The following is a 19,878-nucleotide window of genomic DNA, read 5'->3' as shown; positions in this document are numbered from 1 at the left end:
AGCTGAACATGAGCGTGAAAGTACTTTTGAGCATGGCTGTGGCCACTGCATTTTCGGCCTCGGCACTGGCTGCCGATTGGACCGTCGGTGCCAACGTTGGCAATGTCCCTTGGGAGTTCCAGGACGCCAAGGGCGACATCGTCGGTTTCGAAGTCGATGTGGTGAAGGAAGTGGCCAAGCGCGCCGGCAAGACCGTGGAGTTCGTCAACATTCCCTTCAACGGTCTGTTCAGCGCCGTGCAGTCCAAGCGGGCGGACATCGCCATTTCTTCGATCACCATCACCCCCAAACGCCTGGAATCGGTCGGGTTCGCCCAGCCGTACTACGACAGCGACCAGTCGCTCTCGGTGCTGACCAAGTCCGGCATCAAAGGCCTGGCCGACATGAGCGGCAAGGTCGTGGGCGTGGACACTGGTTCGACCGGCGACATGTGGGCCGCCCAGCATCAGGGCGAGTACAAGTTCAAGGACATCTCGCGCTACGAAGGGTTGTCGCCGGCCATGCTCGACCTGGCGTCCGGGCGCATGGACGGCTACATCAGCGACATTCCCGCCGTGCTCTATTACATCAAGGACAAGCCGCAGTATGCCGTGGTCGCGCGCATCCCCACTGGCGAAAAATACTCGCTGATGCACGCCAAGGGCTGGGCCGAAGGCGAACGCGTGAACACGATCATCAGCGAGATGAAAAAAGACGGCGTGATCGCCGACCTGCACAAGAAGTGGTTCGGTGCAGCTGCCGCAGACGATTCCAGCACCGTGAAGGTCGTCGACGTACCCAAGTAAGTTCAGCCTTTCGCCCCGCCCGCTACCGGCTCACGACCAAGGGATCCGTTCATGGAGTTGCTACACACTTTCTTCAACTGGGACGTGTTCGTCGATGCGCTGCCGTTGATGCTGCGCGGCCTTGGCGTGACCATTGTACTGGGCGTGGTGAGTATCGTGCTGGGCCTGGTCGGCGGGTTGCTGCTGGCCATGCTCAGGCTGTATGGCTACACCCCCGTGCGCTGGCTGGCACGGGTCTACATCGACGTGCTGCGCTCGATTCCGCTACTGGTCCTGCTGGTGCTGATCTACTACGCCTTGCCCTTTGTCGGCATTCGGCTGTCGTCCTTCGCCGCGGCGGCGGCCGCGCTGTCGCTGGTGTCGTGTGCCTACTCGGCGGAAATATTCCGCTCCGGCATCGAGGCCATTCCCAAGGGGCAGTTCGAAGCGGCGGCTTCCCAAGGCATGAGTTTCTTCAACACCATGCGCGACGTGATCCTGCCCCAGGCCATGCGCATCGTTCTGCCGCCGATGACCAGCAACTGCATCAACGTCATGAAGGACACCGCCCTGGCTTCGGTGGTGGCCATGCCCGACCTGCTCAAGCAGGCCACCCAGGCCCAGGCGCTCTCGGCCAATCCCACACCGCTGGTGGGGGCGGCGATCATGTACCTGTTGTTGCTGCTGCCCCTGGTGCAACTGGTCAGCTGGGTCGAGCGGCGCAACGGCAATGGAGGCAAGCGCGCATGAGCAACGTCATCGAAATCGAACGGCTGGACAAGTTCTACGGACCTTTCCAGGCCCTCACCGATATCAACCTGACCGTCGCCCAAGGCGAGGTGGTGGTGATCCTCGGTCCGTCGGGGTCGGGCAAGTCCACCCTGATTCGCTGCATCAATTTGCTCGAGCCCTATCAGGGTGGCGACATCCGGGTGTCCGGGCAACGCGTGGAAAACGGCGCCAAGCTCGCCGGCATCCGCTGCGAAGTGGGCATGGTCTTTCAGAACTTCAACCTCTATCCCCACCTCACGGTGCTGGCCAACGTGGCGCTGGCACCGGTGCGGGTACGCGGCATGAACCGACGCGATGCCCAGGCCCGCGCGCGGCTGTTGCTGGAAAAGGTCGGCATGGCCAGCCACGCCGACAAGTACCCCAGTCAATTGTCCGGCGGCCAGCAGCAAAGGGTCGCGATTGCCCGGACCATGGCCATGGAGCCGCGAGTGATCCTGTTCGACGAACCCACCTCGGCACTGGACCCGGAGATGGTCGGCGAAGTGCTCGACGTGATGCAGAACCTGGCCCGGTCCGGTGTGACCATGATCGTGGTGACCCACGAGATGGGCTTCGCGCGCAAGGTCGCCGACCGGGTGATCTTCATGGAAACCGGCCGCATCATCGAACAGAACGCTCCGCAGGCATTCTTCACTGCGCCGCAGGAACCGCGAACCCAGGCGTTCCTGCAGGCCATCCTGCATCACTGACAGGCTTGACCCCTGACAAGCAACCGGGAGACTCACTTTGACTGCCCTCGATATCGACTACGTTCGTCGCCAATTCCCTGCACTCGCCGACGGCTACGGCTACCTGGACAATGCCGGCGGCTCGGCAGTGCTCAAGCCAGTGGCCGAGCGCATCAGCCACTACCTGCTCAACCATGCCGTGCAGTTGGGCGCCTCCTACGCGCCGTCGGTGCAGGCCGGTGAGAAGGTGCTCGAAGCCCGTGCCTCGGTGGCCCAGTTGATCAATGCTCGCCACTCCGAAGAGTGCGTGATGGCCGGCTCGACCACGCTGCTGCTGCAATTGCTGGCACGGGCCATTGCACCCTCGATCGGGGCGGGCGACGAGATCATCGTCACCCACAGCGATCACGAAGCCAACATCGGCCCTTGGCAGCGTCTGTGCGAAGAGCGCGGGGCCACGTTGCGCGTGTGGTCGGTGGATCCGTCCAGTCTGGAGCTGGAACTGCAGGACCTCCAAGCCCTGCTGGGACCGCGCACCCGTTACGTGGCGATGACCCACGCGTCGAACATTCTGGGCAGCGTCAACCCGGTCGCGCAGGTCGCCGAGCGCGTGCATGCCTGTGGTGCGAAGCTGGTGGTAGACGCCGTGGCGTACGCGCCGCACCGTCTGGTGGACGTGCAGGCCAGTGGCGCCGACTACTACGTCTTCAGTTTCTACAAGGTCTTCGGTCCCCATTTCGCCGTGCTGTGGGGCAAGCGCGAGCTGTTGCTGGAGTTGCCCAGCCTCAACCATTTCTTCATCGGCCAGGAGGTGCTGCCGTACAAACTGCAGCCGGGCAACGTCAACTACGAGTTGTCCTATGGCTGCATGGGCATCAGCGACTACCTGCTGGACATCGGCCGCCGCCTGGGCGGCGAGGGCAGCGAGCGACAGATCATGCAGGCAGCCTTCGATGCGTTCGAAGTGCAGGAGAACGTGCTGGCCGAGATCCTTTTGGGCTATCTGCGCGAGTCGGACGGCGTGCGCATCATCGGCAAGCCGCGCGTCACCGCAGGTGACCGGGTGCCTACCATCAGTTTTGTGGTCGAGGGCGTGCAGTCCGAAGCGATCGTGCGTCGCGTCGATGCCGCGCGAATCGGCATCCGTTTTGGTGACTTCTACGCCCGTCACTTGATCGAAGCACTGGGCCTGGCGCCTCAGGGCGGGGTAGTGCGTGTTTCCATCGCGCACTACAACACCGTCGACGAAATGACCCGGCTGGTGGAATGCCTGGCCCACGCCATCGCAGATTTGCGTCCCCGCTGACCGTCATCCAGCCACCGAGCTATCGAGCCACAGAACCATGCCATTACCGCACACCCTTGAAGAGCTGCGCAGCGCCATCGCCGTCGGCCAGGACAAACTCACCGCGCGCATGCGCGATGCCGCGCAGTACGTGATCGAGCACCCCCATGACGTAGCGCTCAACACGGTCGCCGCCCTGGCCGCGCGTTCGCAGATTCCTGCATCGGCGTTCATTCGCTTGGCTCAGGCCTTGGGCTATGGTGGCTTCAGCGACCTGCAGCGCGTGTGCAAGGCGCCGTTGGAAATGGCCGGGCAGGGCAGCTTCAAGGAACGTATCCGTCACTACCGCGGCGAGCAACTGCTGGACGATCCGACCGACGTGGGCGCGATGCTGGGCGCCTTCAGCCGGGCCAATATCGTCTCCCTCGAACATCTCGCCGAAGGGCAGCAGGTGCAGGCGCTGGAACAGTCCATCGCCCTGCTGCAACAGGCGCGAACCACCTTCGTGGTCGGCATGCGCCGCTCGTTTCCCATGGCCGCGTACCTGAGCTATGCCTTGAGCCGGGTGGGCCGCCGTGCCGTGCACATCAGCGGCCTGGGCGGCAGCCTGCGCGAGCAGGTGGGGGCGCTGCATGGCGACGACGTGCTGGTGGCCGTCAGCTTTCCGCCCTATGCCCAGGAAACCATCGACGCCTGCAATCAGGCGGTCGCGGCCGGCACGCCGATCGTGGCCATCACCGACAGCCTGCTGAGCCCGATCGGCCAGTGCGCTGCGGTGATGATCGAAGTCGACGACGCCGAGCTGCTCGGTTTCCGCTCGCTGACCGCGGCGTTCTGCGTCGCCCAGACTCTGGCCATGGGCCTGGCCTTCGGTGATGGCCGCGACCATGAAGCCCTCAAAGACATCGACTGCTGAGGCCCCAGGCCCGGCTTTTTGCCCAACCTGCTGGAGAGCCGTACCGTGACATTCCCCCTCAGAGATCTGGTCGGTTATGGCCAGCAACGTCCCCAAGGTACCTGGCCCAATGGTGCCCGACTGGCGATCAGTCTGGTCATCAACTACGAGGAGGGCTCCGAGCGCTCCCTGGCCATGGGTGATCCCGATCAGGAAAGCATGACCGAATGGGGCAGCTATCAGTTTCCCGATGGCGTGCGCAACCTGGCCATGGAATCGATGTACGAATACGGCTCGCGGGTCGGCATCTGGCGGATTCTGGAGATCTTGCAGAAGGCCAAGGTGCCGTCCACCTTCCATGCCTGCGCGGTAGCGTTCGAACAGAATCCAGACGTGGCCCGCGCGGCGGTCGAGCTGGGCCATGAGGTGTGCAGCCATGGCTATCGCTGGGAGGAAGTGTTCCGCCTCACCGAGGCGCAGGAGCGCGAGCACATTCGCCTGGCCATCGAATCCTTCCAGCGCACCTGCGGCAAGCGCCCGGTGGGCTGGTACTGCCGCTATGGCGCCAGCGTGCGGACCCGTCGCCTGGTGGCCGAGGAGGGTGGGTTTCTCTACGACTCGGACGCCTACAACGATGACGTGCCGTACTTCGTCGACGTGGAAGGCAAACGCCACCTGGTGGTGCCGTACACCAATGACGTCAACGATTTCCGTTACTGGAATTCACCGGGCCTCTCCCAGGCTTCGGATTTTCTCGAGTACATGAAGGAAAGCTTCGAGGTGCTGCACGAGGAGTCCGCGAATGGCTTGCGCATGATGTCCGTCGGCCTGCACCCGCGCATGGTCGGCCGCCCAGGCCGGGTGCGCGCCCTGCAGAAGTTCATCGAATACGCTCAGGGCCATGAAGGTGTGTGGTTCGCCACCCGCGAACAGATCGCCGAGGCCTGGCTGGAACGCGATGCCGCTGGGGTGTGAATTCACGCCGTGGTTAATCGGACACGGCGTGCGCCGTTCTGTAGCAGCGGCGCGAGCCGCGTCGGCGATGGACGCGGTTCGCCTGACACACTGCAGTGAACCCAGACGCGGCTTGCACCGCTGCTACACGGATTGCGGTGCCTGCGGGGTAGATGCTGGGACATGTTGACCATACCGGTTGGGGCCGGCTACTGCTTGAAGAGGCTTGATATGCAACCTTTCGATACGGTTATTCGCAACGCCCGCGTGGTCACTGCTGCAGACACCTTTACCAGCGACATCGGCATTCGTGACGGGCGCATTGCCGCCCTGGCGCTGGACCTGCCCCCAGGCCTCAAGGAAATCGATGCCGCAGGCCGGCATGTGACCCCGGGGGGCATCGACAGCCATGTGCACCTGGATCAGCCCACCGGCGACGGCTCGGTCATGGCCGATGACTTCTTCAGCGGCACGGTGTCGGCCGCCTGCGGCGGAACCACTACGGTGATTCCGTTCGCTTGCCAGCAGAAGGGCGAAACCCTGCGCGCGGCCGTGGACGACTACCATCGCCGTGCCGGCGACAAACCGGTGATCGACTACGCCTTCCACCTGATCGTCACCGACCCCACGCCCGAGGTGTTGCGTGAAGAACTGCCCGCGCTGATTGCCGAAGGCTACACCTCGTTCAAGATCTACATGACCTACGACGCGCTGAAACTGGGTGATCGGGAGATTCTCGAAACCCTCTCCGTGGCGCGCCGCGAGGGCGCTATGGTCATGCTGCATGCCGAGAACAGCGACTGCATCGCCTGGCTCACCGAGCGCCTGCTGGCGGCCGGGCTCAGTGCGCCGCGCTACCATGCCAGCTCGCGGCCGATGCTGGTGGAGCGTGAGGCCACCCATCGCGCCATTGCCCTGGCCGAACTGGTGGATGTGCCCATCCTTATCGTCCACGTATCGGGTCGCGAGGCCGTCGAGCAGATTCGCTGGGCGCAGAACCACGGCTTGAAGGTGTATGCCGAAACCTGCCCGCAATACCTGTTTCTGACCGCCGATTCGCTGGGCTGCGACGACAGTTTCGAAGGCGCCAAATGCATCTGCAGCCCACCGCCGCGCGACGCCGCCAACCAGCAAGTGATCTGGGATGGGCTGGAAAACGGCTCGTTCGAGATCTTCTCGTCCGACCATGCGCCGTTTCGCTACGGCGGCCCCGATGGCAAGCGCGCCCACGGCGAGGACGCCTCGTTCGACAAGATCGCCAACGGCATTCCCGGCGTCGAGACGCGCATGGCATTGTTGTGGTCCGAAGGCGTGCGCAGCGGCCGCATCACCCCGCAGAGCTTCGTCGCGCTGACGTCGACCAACGCGGCGAAGATGTACGGTCTGTACCCGCGCAAGGGCAGTATCGCCATCGGCGCGGATGCCGATCTGGTGATCTGGGATGAAGGGCAGTCGGTGTCGATCAGCAACGAGATGCTGCATCACAACGTCGACTACACACCTTACGCCGGCATGCAACTGAGCGCCTGGCCGGCCATGACGCTGTCGCGCGGCGATGTGGTGTGGGATGGCGAGCCTCGCGGCGAAGCGGGCCGTGGCCGGTTTCTGCCGTGCGAGCGTCCGGCCCCGGCGCAGGTCCGCCGGCGCAAGACCGAGTTGCCGCTGTGAACACCTTGCAGCAGGTGGCAGACATGCGTTCGTCGAACCATTGAACTCCCTGCACTGGCTGGCACGGCATCACCACCCCCTGTGGGAGCGGGACGGGCGGCTGAGCCCTCTGCCCGCGAAGGCCGCACTGCGGTATGCGATGGTTCCGCCGGTCATTGACCCGCGCATTCGCCGAAAAAAAAGAGTAAGGTGGCGCGCTTTTCCGATCTGCCCAAAGTTTTTCATGAAAAGTTCAGCCCCCGCTGCACCCAAGCGTTTCACTCTCAAGGTCGCCCTCTGGCTGCTCGACAGCCCCCGCCTGGGCCACAAGGCCAACGTCAAACACCTTGCCGGGCGCATGCTCAAGCAACCCGCACGCGAAGGGGTAGTGGTCGCACAAAGCCGGCTTGGCCAGTTGATGTGCCGTGACTGCGGCAACGCCCGCGACCAGCGCATCGGCCAGGAACTTCTGCGCCAGGCGGCTCGCGCTGGCGATCCGGCCGCCCAGACCGCGTTGAGCCACCTGCGCCGCAGCTGACACCCGGTTTGCCCCGAAAGGCCAATGGCCTCAGACTGCCGCTCATCGACCCTGCATGAGAGCAAACCATGGCCCTGGACGTGACCAGCCTGTTGATCGGCCTGCTGGCGGCCGCCTTGCCGTGCCTGGCACTGGCCTGGCAGTTGCAGCGCAAAAGCACTGCCGCCCTGGCCCAGGTCGCCTTGCTCGACGAGCGCCTGAGCAACGCGCAGTTGGCTCAGGACGGCCTGAGCGCGCAACTCGATGCCTGCCGCGACGAGGTCAGCGACCTGAGCCAGGCCAACTCGGCCAAGCAGGCCGAACTGGCCGGTCTGCGCCGCGAGGTCGAGCTACTGCAGAACGAGCGCGACAATGCCCGCGATGCCGCCCACGCCTGGAGCATCGAACGCAGCACCCGTGAAACCGAATTGCGCCGTCTGGATGCGCAATGCGCCGGCCTGTCGGCTGAACTGCGCGAACAGCAGGACAGCCACCAGCAGCGCCTGAACGACCTGCAGGGTTCACGGGACGAACTGCGCGCGCAGTTCGCCGAGCTGGCCGGCAAGATCTTCGACGAGCGCGAACAGCGCTTCGCCGAAAACAGCCAGCAACGCCTGGGTCAACTGCTCGATCCGCTCAAGGAGCGCATCCAGTCGTTCGAAAAACGTGTGGAAGAGAGCTACCAGAACGAGGCCCGCGAGCGCTTCTCGCTGAGCAAGGAGCTGGAGCGTCTGCAACAGCTGAACCAGCGCCTGAGCACCGAAGCGACCAACCTGACCCAGGCCCTCAAGGGCCAGAAGACCCAGGGTAACTGGGGCGAGCTGATCCTGGAGCGGGTGCTGGAGCATGCCGGGCTGGAAAAGGGCCGCGAGTACCAGACCCAGGTCAGCCTCAAGGGACCGGACGGCGAGCGTTTCCAGCCGGACGTGTTGATCATGCTGCCCGGTGACAAACAGGTGGTGGTCGATTCCAAGGTCAGCCTCACCGCCTACCAGCAGTACATCGCCGCCGAAGACGGTGCCATCGCCCAGGCCGCGCTCAAGCAGCACGTGCTGTCGTTGCGCAACCACGTCAAGGGCCTGTCCGGCAAGGACTACAGTCGCCTGGACGGGCTGCACAGCCTGGATTTCGTCCTGCTCTTCGTGCCCATCGAAGCGGCCTTCTCCGCTGCGCTGCAGGCCGAGCCCAACCTGTTCCAGGAAGCCTTCGACCGGCAGATCGTCATCGTTAGCCCCACCACCTTGCTGGCAACGCTGCGGGTCATCGACAGCCTCTGGAAGCAGGAACGGCAAAGCCAGAATGCCCGCGAAATCGCCGAGCGTGCCGGGTGGCTGTATGACAAGTTCGTCTTGTTCATCCAGGACCTCGACGAGGTCGGCAACCGCCTGCAGCAGCTGGACAAGGCCTACGGCGCGGCGCGCAACAAGCTCACCGAAGGGCGCGGCAACCTGGTCAGCCGCAGCGAGCAGCTTAAGTTGCTTGGCGCCCGTGCCAGCAAGAGCCTGCCGCCCGACCTGCTCGAACGCGCCATGACCGAAGCGCGTCAGGACGCCGGCGCCGAGGCCGATGCCGACGGCGTGTCAGTGCCGGCCCAGGTACCGGTTGAGTAGCGCCCGCAAGGCCGCTGGTTTGACCGGCTTGGCCAGATAATCCAAGCCCGCGGCGTACACCTGGGCGACGGTTTCGGGGCGCACGTCGGCGCTGATCACCGCGCCCGGCACCGGCTCCGCCAGCGCAGTACGCAGCCAGGCCATCAGGTGCGTCCCGGTCTCGCCTTCGTCCAGGTGGTAGTCGACCAAGGCCAATTGCGGACGTTTGCCTTCGGCCAGCAGCGCCGCACACTCCTGGCGGTTGCGCGCGGTCCACACCTCGCACCCCCAGCGGCTGAGCAGGCTGTGCATGCCCAGCAGGATGCTGTCTTCGTTGTCGACGCACAGCACCCGCGCCCCGCCCAGCGGCTGGCTCACGGGCGCCGGAGCGGGCAGGGCGTTCTGGGTGTCGACGCCGGCCAGCGGGACCGTCACGCTGAACACGCTGCCATGACCCGGCCAGGAGCGCACCTGCAGCGGATGGCTGAGCACCCGGCACAGCCCGTCGGCAATTGCCAGGCCCAGCCCCAGGCCCTTTTCGGCCCGAGTCTGGTGGCTGTCCAGGCGCTTGAATTCCTCGAAGATCGTTTCCAGCTTGTCGCGGGCGATGCCCGGGCCGCGGTCCCACACCTCGAGGCTCAAGGCGCCGGGCTTGCGTCGCACCCCCAGCAGGATCGGCCCGCGGCCGTAGCGGAACGCGTTGGTGAGGAAATTCTGCAGCACGCGGCGCAACAGCTTGATATCGCTGTCCACCCGCAAGCGGCTGCCGCGCACGCGGAAATCCAAGTCCTGTTCGCGGGCCTGGGCCTTGAATTCCGGCCCCAGCCCATCGAACAGTTCGCCGAGCGCGAAGCCCTTGCGATCCGGGCTGATCTTGCCGTTCTCCAGGCGGGAAATGTCCAGCAGATCGCTGATCAGGTCTTCGGCCGAGCGCAGTGAATGGTCCATGTGCTGCACCAGTTGGCTGGCCTCGGTCGATAAACCGGGCTGGTGCGACAGCGCGGCGGAGAACAGCCGTGCGGCATTGAGCGGCTGCATCAGGTCATGACTGACCGCGGCCAGGAAACGGGTCTTGGACTGGTTCGCCGATTCGGCATGACCCTTGGCCTCGGTCAGCGCCTGGTTCAATTGCGACAGTTCATGGGTGCGCTCGGCGACCCGCTGCTCCAGGCCTTCGTTGGCATCCTTGAGCGCCTGCGCGGCCTCGCGGTAGGCAGTGATGTCGGTGAAGCTCATGACGAAGCCGCCGCCCGGCATCGGGTTGCCGATCAACTCGATGACCCGGCCATTGGGAAACAGCCGCTCGGAAGTGTGCGCGCGACCCTGGCGCATCCAGTGCAGGCGCCGGGCAACATGCACCTGCGCTTCACCGGGTCCGCACAGGCCGCGCTCGGCGTTGTAGCGGATGATGTCGGCAATCGGCCGACCCACGCTGATCAAGCCGTCCGGGTAATTGAACAGCTCCAGATAGCGGTGGTTCCACGCCACCAGGCGCAGCGACTGATCGATCACGCTGATGCCTTGGGTGATGTTTTCGATCGCGCCCTGCAGCAGCGCGCGGTTGAATTGCAGCACCTCGCTGGCTTCGTCGGCAATGCGCACCACGTCTTCGAGTTGCATGTCACGACCTTCGATGGCCGCCTTCACCACCGCGCGGGTCGACGAACTGCCCAGTACGCCCGCCAGCAGCCGTTCGGTGTGGGCGATCCACTGGCCGTCGGCATTCTGATTGGGGTTGAAGCCCTTGCCCTGGCGGTAGGCGTAGCGAAGAAAGCTCTGCCGAGCGCGCTCTTCACCCACGAAGCGCGCGGCCAGGTTGAGCAGGTCGTTGATCTGCACCGCCAGCAGCGAGCGCCCATGGGGACCGGCGTTGATCTCCTGACCGATGAAACGCCCGGCCTGCCAGTGCTCGCTGACACGGGTGCGCGACAGCACCGAAACCCAGGCGAAGAGGATGAAGTTACCGGCCAGCGACAACACCACGCCTTGAGTCAACGGGGTGATCGGCAAACCGAAGGGGTTGCCGTGGATCCAGGCCAGACCGGGAAAGAGGTTCAGCGGCAGGTTCAGGCTGTGCGCTGCGACCGGCAGCACCAGGGTGTAGAACCAGAGGAAGATGCCCACCGCCAGCCCGGCGAAAACCCCGCGCCGGTTGGCCTGCTTCCAGTACAGCGCACCGAGCATCGCCGGCGTCAGTTGGGTCACGGCGGCGAAGGCAATCTGGCCGATGGTGGCCAGGCTGGCGGTGGAGCCGAGCAGGCGATAGCTGACGTAAGCCAGCAAGAGGATCACCACGATGCTCAGCCGGCGTACGCTGAGCATCCACTGGCGAAACACTTCGAAAGGCCGCTCCGCACTCTGCCGACGCAACAGCCACGGCAGCAGCATGTCGTTGGAGACCATGGTCGACAGCGCCACGCTGGCGACGATGACCATGCCGGTGGCCGCCGACGCGCCGCCGATGAAGGCCAGCAAGGCCAGGGCCGGGTGGGCTTCGGCCAGGGGCAGGCTGATGACGAACGAATCCGGAATCACCGAGCTGGGCAGCAGCATCTGCCCGGCCAGCGCGATCGGCACCACGAACAGTCCGGCCAGGATCAGATAGGCGGGAAACACCCAGCGCGCCAGGCGCAGGTCCTGCGGGTCGGTGTTCTCCACCACGGTGACGTGGAACTGCCGTGGCAGGCAGAGGATGGCCATCATGGCCACGCCGGTCTGCACCACCATCGAGGGCCAGTTGATGGTTTCCTTCCAGTACGCTTCCAGGCGTGGCGCCAGCATGGCTTGATCGAGCAGATCATCGAAACCGTCGTACAGACCATAGGTGACGAAGATGCCCACGGCCAGGAACGCGAACAGCTTGACCAGCGCTTCGAAGGCGATGGCCAGGACCATGCCGCGGTGGTGCTCGGTGACGTCGAGTGTGCGCGTGCCGAAGAGAATGGTGAACAGCGCCAGTACCAGGGTGACCACCATGGCGGTGTCCTGCACGCGGGTGCCGGTGGCGTCGGCACCGGCACCGATCAGCAGGTTCACGCCCAGCACGATGCCCTTGAGCTGCAAGGCGATGTAGGGCAGCACACCGATCAGGCAGATCAGCGCCACGACTACAGCCAGGCTCTGCGACTTGCCGTAGCGCGCCGCGATGAAGTCGGCAATGGAGGTGATGTTTTCCTGCTTGCTGATCATCACCATCTTCTGCTGCACCCAGGGCGCCAGCAGCATCAGCAGTACCGGCCCCAGGTAGATCGGCAGGAACGCCCAGAGCTGCTCGGCCGCCTGGCCCACCGCGCCGAAGAACGTCCAGCTGGTGCAGTACACCGCCAGCGACAGGCTGTAGACCCAGGCGCGCACCCGTGGCGGCAAGGGCGCGCTGCGGCGGTCGCCATAGAAGGCGATGGCGAACATCACGGCCATGTAGGCCAGGGCAACGGTGGCGATCAATCCGCTGGACAACGACATCGATGACTCCGGAACGGGACGGGCAGGCGCCCATCGCAACGGGCACCCGCCAGTCTCGCACGGCAGGCGCTGCGCCGTCAGTGCCGACCATGGTCGCAACCGCTGTCATCCAGTTGGGCGATGGACGGTATAGGGTTATGCTGTGCGCCGACGAAGACACCTCTCAAGTGCAGGTCATGAATGCCGTACAGGGCCTCGTCGCCACGTCACACTACCCCCATGGCCAGCCCACCCGGCATCATTCAGGGACAGGATCGATGAGTCAGCAGTCGCAGTTCGCCTTGCTCGGCAAGCGCCGTTTCCTGCCGTTTTTCGTGACCCAGGCCCTGGGTGCCTTCAACGACAACATCTTCAAGCAATCGCTGATCCTGACGATCCTCTACAAGCTCGCCATCGAAGGCGACCGCAGTGTCTGGGTCAATCTCTGCGCGCTGCTGTTCATCCTGCCGTTCTTTCTGTTCTCGGCGCTGGCCGGGCAGTTCGGTGAAAAATTTCCCAAACACCGCTTGATCCGCGCCATCAAGCTGGCCGAAATCGTCATCATGGCAGTGGGCGCGGTGGGGTTCGCATTCGACCACCTGTGGCTGATGCTCGCCGCGCTGTTCGCCATGGGCACCCACTCGGCGCTGTTCGGCCCGGTCAAATACTCGATCATGCCCCAGGCACTGCGCCCCAAAGAACTGGTGGGGGGCAACGGCCTGGTGGAAATGGGTACATTCCTGGCGATCCTGGCGGGCACCATCGGTGCCGGGGTGATGATGTCGTCCGCCCATCATGCCGGTGTCGTGGCCAGCGCCGTGCTGCTGGTGGCGCTGGCGGGCTATCTCGCCAGCCGTGCCATACCGCCGGTGAGCGCCGCCAATCCGGGGCTGGTCCTGGACTGGAATATCGCCCGGCAGACCTGGGTCACCTTGCGCCTGGGCCTGGGCCAGACCCGGGCGGTCTCGCGCTCGCTGATCGGCAATTCCTGGTTCTGGTTCGTCGGCGCCATCTACCTGACCCAGATTCCGGCCTACGCCCAGCAGTGGCTGGACGGGGACGAAACCGTGGTCACCCTGATCCTGACCGTGTTCTCCGTGGGCATCGCCTTGGGCTCAATGCTGTGCGAGCGGCTGTCCCGGCACAGGGTCGAGATGGGCCTGGTCCCGCTGGGCGCGCTTGGCCTGACACTGTTCGGGCTGCTGCTGTGGTGGCATTCGAGCGGCCACGTGCCAGCGGCGGCGCCTCAGACCTGGATCGGGGCGCTGGGACAGGGCCAGACCTGGTGGGTCTTGTTCGACATCCTAGGTTTGGGTGTCTTCGGCGGCTTCTACATCGTGCCGCTGTACGCGTTGATCCAGTCGCGCACCGCCGCAGACCAGCGCGCCCGAGTGATCGCCGCCAACAACATCCTCAACGCGCTGTTCATGGTGGTGTCGGCGATCCTGTCCATCGTCCTGCTCAGCATGGCCAAACTGACCATCCCCCAGCTGTTTCTGGTGGTGTCGCTGGCCAACCTGGGCGTCAATGCCTACCTCTTCAGCGCCGTGCCCGAGTTCATCTCGCGTTTTCGGCTGTGGCTGCGCGGTCGGTGATCGCCCGGCGCGGGCCGCTGTCGTGGGGTCGATTGGCGGGCTGCCTGCTCGGTGTGTGCCTGATCGTCTCGCAGGGCGTACAGCCGGTGTGCGCCGCAGACGACTACGCCATCGCATCGAGCCGCGCCGAACACGGCCTGATGCTCGACGTCGTCCAGGCCAGTCAGCGGTTGGTTGCCGTGGGTGAGCGTGGGCACATCCTGCATTCGGCAGACCGGGGCCTGACCTGGCAGCAAGCTCGCGTGCCGACCCGACAACTGCTCACCGCGCTGTACTTCGTCGACGGCCAGCATGGCTGGGCGGTGGGTCATGACGCGGTGATCCTGGCCACCTCCGACGGCGGACTAAGCTGGCGCAAACAGCACGAGGATCCGGGCCGTGAAGCACCCCTGCTGGATGTGTGGTTCCAGGATGTCCACGACGGCTTCGCCATCGGTGCCTATGGCCTGGTTCTTCAGACCCGCGATGGCGGGCAGACCTGGAAAGAGGTCAGCGAGCGCCTGCCCAACGACGATCAGTACCACCTCAACGGCATCGCCATGATTTCGGACGGCGGTCTGTTCGTGGTCGGCGAGCAGGGCAGTCTGTACCGCTCCGCCGATGCTGGCGCGACCTGGACCGCGGTGCCCAGTCCCTACACCGGCTCCTGGTTCGGCGTGATCGACACCGGACAGCCGCGCACCCTGCTGATCTACGGCCTACGCGGCAGCCTGTATCGCTCCGAGGATTTCGGCGACAGCTGGCAACCGGTGGAGGTGAGCGACGCCCAGGGCGTGCTGGCGTCCGGCCTGGCCGGGGCGGCGCGGCTGGACAGTGGCGAAATCCTGCTGGTGGGCAACGCTGGCAGCGTCCTGCGCAGTCGTGACCAGGGCCACCGTTTCAGCCTCTACCGCCGAGCCGACCGTCGCGCCTTGGCAGGCGTGACAGCGGCCGGACCGGATCGCTGGGTACTGGCCGGGCAGGGCGGGTTGGAACGCGTCGACGGCGACGGCGCGCCGGTGGCACCGTGACGGGCTCCCAAGGTGATGTGCTTCAGCCTCGGCCTGCGATCGCCGAGCAGCAGGGGGCGTGGCTCGAACGGCTGATCTTCGATCACCGTCCCGCCGTCATTGCCCTGTGCCTGCTGATCAGTCTCGTGCTGTGCTGGCAGGCCATATTGATCCGCCCGGCCACCAGCTTCGAAAAGATGATTCCGCTGCAGCACCCGTTCATCGAGAACATGCTTGCCCACCGCGACGATCTCGCCCACCTGGGCAACAGCGTGCGCATCGCTGTGCAGGCCACCGAAGGGGACATTTTCAGCGCGGCCTACATGGAAACCCTGCGCCAGCTCCACGACGAGGTGTTCTACCTGCCAGGTGTGGACCGTGCTGGCTTGAAGTCGCTCTGGAGCCCCAGCGTGCGGTGGACCGAGGTCACAGAGGAGGGCTTCGCCGGCGGTGAGGTGATCCCGCAACGCTACGACGGCACGGCGGCGAGTCTGGAGGCGCTGCGCAGCAACGTGCTGCGCTCGGGGCAGGTCGGCCGCCTGGTGGCCAACGATTTTCGTTCGAGCATCATCGAGGTGCCGCTGCTTGAACGCTATCCTGATCCGCAACGTCCCGGCAGGTTGCTGGCGCTCGATTACCAGCAGTTTTCCCATCAGCTCGAAGACCGCATTCGCGAGCAGTTCCAGGCGCGCAATCCGCAGGTCAAGGTGCACATCGTCGGCTTTGCCAAGAAGGTCGGTGATCTGATCGATGGCCTGATGAAAGTGGCCGCGTTCTTCGCCGTGGCCGTGCTCATCACGACGCTGCTGCTCTACGCATTCACCCGCTGCGTGCGCAGCACCTTGGCCGTGTTGATCGCGACCCTGGTGGCCGTGGTCTGGCAATTGGGCCTGATGCGCGCGATCGGTTTCGGGATCGATCCGTATTCGATGCTGGTACCGTTTCTGATCTTCGCCATCGGCATCTCCCACGGGGTGCAGAAGATCAACGGCATCGCCCTGCACGCGAGCACTGCCGATGGCGCGCTGACGGCCGCGCGACGGACCTTTCGGCAGCTGTTCCTGCCCGGCATGGTCGCCATCCTGGCCGACGCCGTGGGTTTCATCGCCTTGCTGGTCATCGACATCGGCGTCATCCGCGAGCTGGCGATCGGTGCCTCGATAGGCGTTGCGGTGATCGTCTTCACCAACCTGATCCTGCTGCCCGTGGTGATTTCCTACATCGGTATTCGGCCACACGTAGTGGCCGACAGTGCGCGCGAGCAAACTTTCTGGCGCGCCTTTTCACGCGTGGCCAGCCCGCGCGTGGCAGCGGTCTCGATCGTCATGGCAGTGCTGGCGGCCGCCGCAGGCCTGTGGTACGGCCAGAACCTGCAGATCGGCGATCTCGATCAGGGCGCGCCCGAACTGCGTCCCGATTCACGCTACAACACCGACAACCGGTTCATCATCGAGCACTACGCTACCCGCGCCGACGTGCTGGTGGTGATGGTCAAGACGCCCGTCGAAGGCTGCTCGACCTACCCGACGATGGCGGCCATCGACGACCTGATGTGGAGCCTGGACAACACCCCTGGGGTTCAGTCGACGGTTTCCCTGGTCAGTGTGGCGCGGCAGACGATCAAGGGCATGAACGAGGGCAACCTCAAGTGGGAAACCCTGAGCCGCAACGCGGCCGTGCTCAACAGTGCCGTCGCACGGGCAGAGGGTCTGTACAACGCCGACTGTTCGCTGGCGCCGATCCTGATCTATCTCGACGATCACAAGGCCCTCACCCTGGACCGCGTGGTGGACGCGGTCCAGGCGTTCGCCGCGCAACATGATCGCGACGACCTGCAGTTCCTGCTGGGCGCCGGCAATGCCGGAGTCGAAGCGGCGACCAATCAGGTGATCCAGGCCCGTGAGCCGCAGGTCCTGATGCTGGTCTACCTGTGCGTCGCGGTCATGTGCCTGCTGATCTTTCGTTCCTTTGCCGCGACCCTGTGCATCGTTCTGCCGCTGATGCTGACCTCGGTGCTGGGCAACGCGTTGATGGCGTTCATGGGGATCGGCGTGAAAGTCGCCACCTTGCCGGTGATCGCCCTGGGCGTGGGCATCGGCGTGGACTACGGCATCTACCTCTACAGTCGTCTGGCCAGCCACCTGCGCGACGGACTGCCGTTGCAGCAGGCCTACTACCAGACGTTGCGATCCACCGGGCGAGCGGTCCTGTTCACCGGGTTGTGCCTGGCATGCGGGGTGGTGACCTGGGTGTTCTCGGACATCAAGTTCCAGGCCGACATGGGCCTGATGCTGACCTTCCTGCTGCTGTGGAACATGCTTGGCGCCTTGTGGTTGTTACCGGCACTGGCGTGGCTGCTGGTCCGGCCTACAGCGCTTCGGCCCGCCCCAGCACCACACTGAGTGCATTGCGTGCGTCGTCCAGCTGGACCAGCGTGGCATGCCGGGCCCCCAGGGCGTCGCGGTTCTCGATGGCGGTGAGGATCGCCTTGTGCCGCGGCAGCGCCAGCTCGTGCAGGTTGGGCCGCTGGTTGGAATGACGCAGGGCCTCGCGCAGCGCCAGCGACAGCATGTTACACAGGTGCGCGAGCAGGTCGTTGTGGGTGGCGTCGGCGATTCGGCTGTGGAAATCCAGATCGGGCTGCAGCACGTCATCGACCGATCCGGCCGCTTCCATGCGCTGGTAGGCCTCGCCGATCGATGCGACTTCGGCGTCGGTGGCATGCTGGGCCGCCAGCGCCGCTGCCGCCGGTTCGATGATGGTGCGCACGCTGGTCAACAGGGCGAAGAATTCGTTCTGCGGCGTGCTTTGCATGACCCAATGCAACACGTCCGGGTCGAGCATGTGCCATTCACGGCGCGGCTTGACCACCGAGCCCACCCGCGGCTTGGAGTACACCAGACCCTTGGCCACCAGGACTCGGGTGGCTTCGCGCAGCACCGGGCGGCTGACCGCATACTCTTCACACAGCAGGGCTTCGGCGGGCAGGCGGTCGTCGGGCTTGAAGCGACCGGAGACGATTTGCATCCCCAGTTCCTGGACGATCCGCGAGTGCATGCTTTTGCGATCTGAAGGCTTGCGATAATCCATGGGGCGCGTTCGGTCCTTGGGGCAGGTAATGCGCGATGATAGCACCTGCGCACCAAGTATTCGGGCGGGCTGTCAGAGCCCTTGTTGCAGGTTCTTGCGCAACGACAGCAGGCTGGCCTGCAAGGCACGCAGCTCCGCACTGCTGTGGCAACTGGCTTTGACGATGTTCAGTGGCACGGACTCGGCCTGGTCGCGCAGGGCCCGGCCCTGGGGCGTGAGCTCGACGATGACCACGCGCTCGTCATCCTTGCTGCGGGTACGGCTGAGCAGGCCTTCGGCTTCCAGGCGTTTGAGCAGGGGCGTCAGCGAGCCGGGGTCGGTCAGCAGCCGCGTACTGATTTCGCCCACGGTCATGCCGTCTCGTTCCCACAACACCATCATGGTCAGGTACTGCGGGTAGGTCAGGCCAAGCGCTTGCAGCAGGGGTTTGTACACCTTGGTCATCAACAGCGATGTCGAGTACAACGAGAAGCACAGCTGATTATCCAGCAGCAGGCTGTCGTCCGCGGTGACTGCCCTGTCATGAGTGGATTCGGTGTTCATGCTGATCCTTTTTCCAATAGTGCGAGAGCATTGCGCGATTCGCCGATGGCAGGGCTGGCGGCTCGCTCGTTCCGTGATGAGGCTGCTGTTGATTTCGAGCTACAAACATCGCCCATAGTTCGTTCGAGGTTGTGCCCGACGTGCATGCCCATCGACGACGGTCACACTGGTAGGATGCACGGCTTGAGGGTGCACCCCGGATAGAGAGAGGCGGTATGTTCGAAACATTGCTCTACATTGCACTGGGTGCGGCGATGGGCACGCTGGGCGGCGTGTTCGGCATCGGCGGCGGCCTGATCGCGATTCCGGCCCTGGGCCTGCTATTCGGCGTGGACCAGCAACTGGCGCAGGGTACGTCGCTGGTGATGGTGGTGCCCAACGTGCTCCTGGCAATGTGGCGCTATCACCAGCGTCGTCCCATTCCCTGGCGACACGCCTTGCCCCTGGCGGTTGGCGGCCTGGTCTGCGCCTGGCTCGCCTCCATGCTCGCGTCCGGGTTGGACCCGGGATCGATGCGGGTGGGCTTCGTGGTGTTCCTGTTGGCGCTGGTGGTCTACAACATCGCGCAGATGTTTTTGCGGCCGGTCAGTGGCACGGGCGAGATGCGTCATGCCTGGCCATGGCTGGGGGTGCTGGGCGGCTTTTCCGGGGTGATCGGCGGCTTCTTCGGCGTCGGGGGCGCCGTGCTGGCCACGCCGGTGCTGACCAGCGTCTTCGGCACCACCCAGATCATGGCCCAGGGTCTGTCGCTGGCCCTGGCTGCGCCGAGTACCAGCGTGACCCTGCTGACCTACGCGGTGCACGATCACGTCGACTGGGCCATGGGCATACCGATGGCCGTGGGCGGCCTGCTGAGCATCAGCTGGGGCGTGAAGATCGCCTACAGCCTGTCGGAAAAAGTCCTGCGTGGCAGCTTTTGCGTATTCCTGCTGCTCTGCGCGGTCCTGCTGCTGTTCAAGGTTTAGTGTTCAGGGTCTAGCTCGAATCGACCGCACGGGGTGCCCGGTTTCGGTGGATTAATGCCACAATCGGCGCTTCAATTCGCCGCGACGAGCCCTCAGGTGGAAGATCAAGACACCCTGCAACCCCGCGAACGCACCGAGCACGTA

General features: G+C 64.8%; 15 protein-coding genes and 1 pseudogene. 13 read left to right on the top strand and 3 right to left on the bottom strand.

Annotated features, from left to right (window positions below):
• Positions 1 to 8 precede the first annotated feature (8 nt).
• The 9 genes from AC788_RS13125 to rmuC all read left to right on the top strand — a co-directional run bounded on the left by AC788_RS13125 (position 9) and on the right by rmuC (position 9,132).
• Positions 9 to 785: a transporter substrate-binding domain-containing protein gene (locus tag AC788_RS13125; protein ID WP_049861031.1), complete on the top strand. Its 777-nt coding sequence runs from the start codon at positions 9 to 11 to the stop codon at positions 783 to 785.
• Positions 786 to 836: 51 nt separating this feature from the next.
• Positions 837 to 1,514 carry an amino acid ABC transporter permease gene (locus AC788_RS13120; protein WP_049861030.1) on the top strand — a complete coding sequence of 226 codons (678 nt, stop codon included), beginning with the start codon at positions 837 to 839 and terminating at the stop codon, positions 1,512 to 1,514.
• Positions 1,511 to 2,245 (top strand): amino acid ABC transporter ATP-binding protein, encoded by a 735-nt coding sequence (locus AC788_RS13115; protein WP_049861029.1) that lies wholly within the window; start codon positions 1,511 to 1,513, stop codon positions 2,243 to 2,245. Before AC788_RS13120 ends, AC788_RS13115 begins: the two co-directional genes overlap by 4 nt.
• A 37-nt stretch (positions 2,246 to 2,282) precedes the next feature.
• Positions 2,283 to 3,530, top strand: coding sequence for a cysteine desulfurase-like protein (locus AC788_RS13110; protein WP_049861028.1), 1,248 nt, complete (start codon positions 2,283 to 2,285; stop codon positions 3,528 to 3,530).
• A 37-nt stretch (positions 3,531 to 3,567) separates the two neighbouring features.
• Complete coding sequence (locus tag AC788_RS13105; RefSeq protein ID WP_049861027.1) at positions 3,568 to 4,425, top strand: MurR/RpiR family transcriptional regulator; 858 nt, start codon at positions 3,568 to 3,570, stop codon at positions 4,423 to 4,425.
• 45 nt (positions 4,426 to 4,470) lie between these two features.
• Complete coding sequence (locus tag AC788_RS13100; protein ID WP_049861136.1) at positions 4,471 to 5,379, top strand: allantoinase PuuE; 909 nt, start codon at positions 4,471 to 4,473, stop codon at positions 5,377 to 5,379.
• A 210-nt stretch (positions 5,380 to 5,589) separates the two neighbouring features.
• Positions 5,590 to 7,026 carry a dihydropyrimidinase gene (gene hydA, locus AC788_RS13095; RefSeq protein ID WP_049861026.1) on the top strand — a complete coding sequence of 479 codons (1,437 nt, stop codon included), beginning with the start codon at positions 5,590 to 5,592 and terminating at the stop codon, positions 7,024 to 7,026.
• 223 nt (positions 7,027 to 7,249) lie between these two features.
• Positions 7,250 to 7,543: a hypothetical protein gene (locus tag AC788_RS13090; RefSeq protein WP_049861025.1), complete on the top strand. Its 294-nt coding sequence runs from the start codon at positions 7,250 to 7,252 to the stop codon at positions 7,541 to 7,543.
• A gap of 182 nt (positions 7,544 to 7,725) precedes the next feature.
• A complete protein-coding gene (rmuC, locus tag AC788_RS13085; RefSeq protein ID WP_177327970.1) occupies positions 7,726 to 9,132 on the top strand; it encodes a DNA recombination protein RmuC in 1,407 nt (468 codons plus the stop codon).
• Here rmuC and AC788_RS13080 read toward each other — a convergent pair.
• Entirely contained in the window at positions 9,103 to 12,573 is a 3,471-nt protein-coding gene (locus AC788_RS13080) for a hybrid sensor histidine kinase/response regulator (protein ID WP_049861023.1), read from the bottom strand. The genes rmuC and AC788_RS13080 overlap by 30 nt on opposite strands.
• 257 nt (positions 12,574 to 12,830) lie before the next feature.
• On the opposite strand from AC788_RS13080, the pseudogene AC788_RS13075 reads away from it, so the two are divergent.
• The 3 genes and pseudogenes from AC788_RS13075 to AC788_RS13065 form a co-directional block, all read left to right on the top strand.
• A pseudogene (locus tag AC788_RS13075) lies at positions 12,831 to 14,135 on the top strand (MFS transporter); the annotation flags it as partial.
• 8 nt (positions 14,136 to 14,143) lie between these two features.
• Positions 14,144 to 15,157 (top strand): WD40/YVTN/BNR-like repeat-containing protein, encoded by a 1,014-nt coding sequence (locus AC788_RS13070; protein WP_442965542.1) that lies wholly within the window; start codon positions 14,144 to 14,146, stop codon positions 15,155 to 15,157.
• A gap of 17 nt (positions 15,158 to 15,174) precedes the next feature.
• Positions 15,175 to 17,538, top strand: a complete 2,364-nt coding sequence (locus tag AC788_RS13065) for an efflux RND transporter permease subunit (protein ID WP_049861134.1) — start codon at positions 15,175 to 15,177, stop codon at positions 17,536 to 17,538.
• On the opposite strand, the gene AC788_RS13060 is transcribed toward AC788_RS13065, so the two are convergent.
• Complete coding sequence (locus AC788_RS13060) at positions 17,504 to 18,226, bottom strand: FadR/GntR family transcriptional regulator (RefSeq protein WP_049861022.1); 723 nt, start codon at positions 18,224 to 18,226, stop codon at positions 17,504 to 17,506. The genes AC788_RS13065 and AC788_RS13060 overlap by 35 nt on opposite strands.
• A 72-nt stretch (positions 18,227 to 18,298) precedes the next feature.
• Positions 18,299 to 18,769, bottom strand: a complete 471-nt coding sequence (locus tag AC788_RS13055) for a MarR family winged helix-turn-helix transcriptional regulator (RefSeq protein ID WP_049861021.1) — start codon at positions 18,767 to 18,769, stop codon at positions 18,299 to 18,301.
• Positions 18,770 to 18,984: 215 nt separating this feature from the next.
• On the opposite strand from AC788_RS13055, the gene AC788_RS13050 reads away from it, so the two are divergent.
• A complete protein-coding gene (locus tag AC788_RS13050; protein ID WP_049861020.1) occupies positions 18,985 to 19,734 on the top strand; it encodes a sulfite exporter TauE/SafE family protein in 750 nt (249 codons plus the stop codon).
• Positions 19,735 to 19,878: the final 144 nt, after the last annotated feature.

This window comes from Pseudomonas sp. RIT-PI-a (assembly GCF_001187875.1).
Lineage (GTDB): Bacteria > Pseudomonadota > Gammaproteobacteria > Pseudomonadales > Pseudomonadaceae > Aquipseudomonas > Aquipseudomonas coleopterorum.
This window is presented reverse-complemented; position numbering and strand designations above follow the sequence as displayed.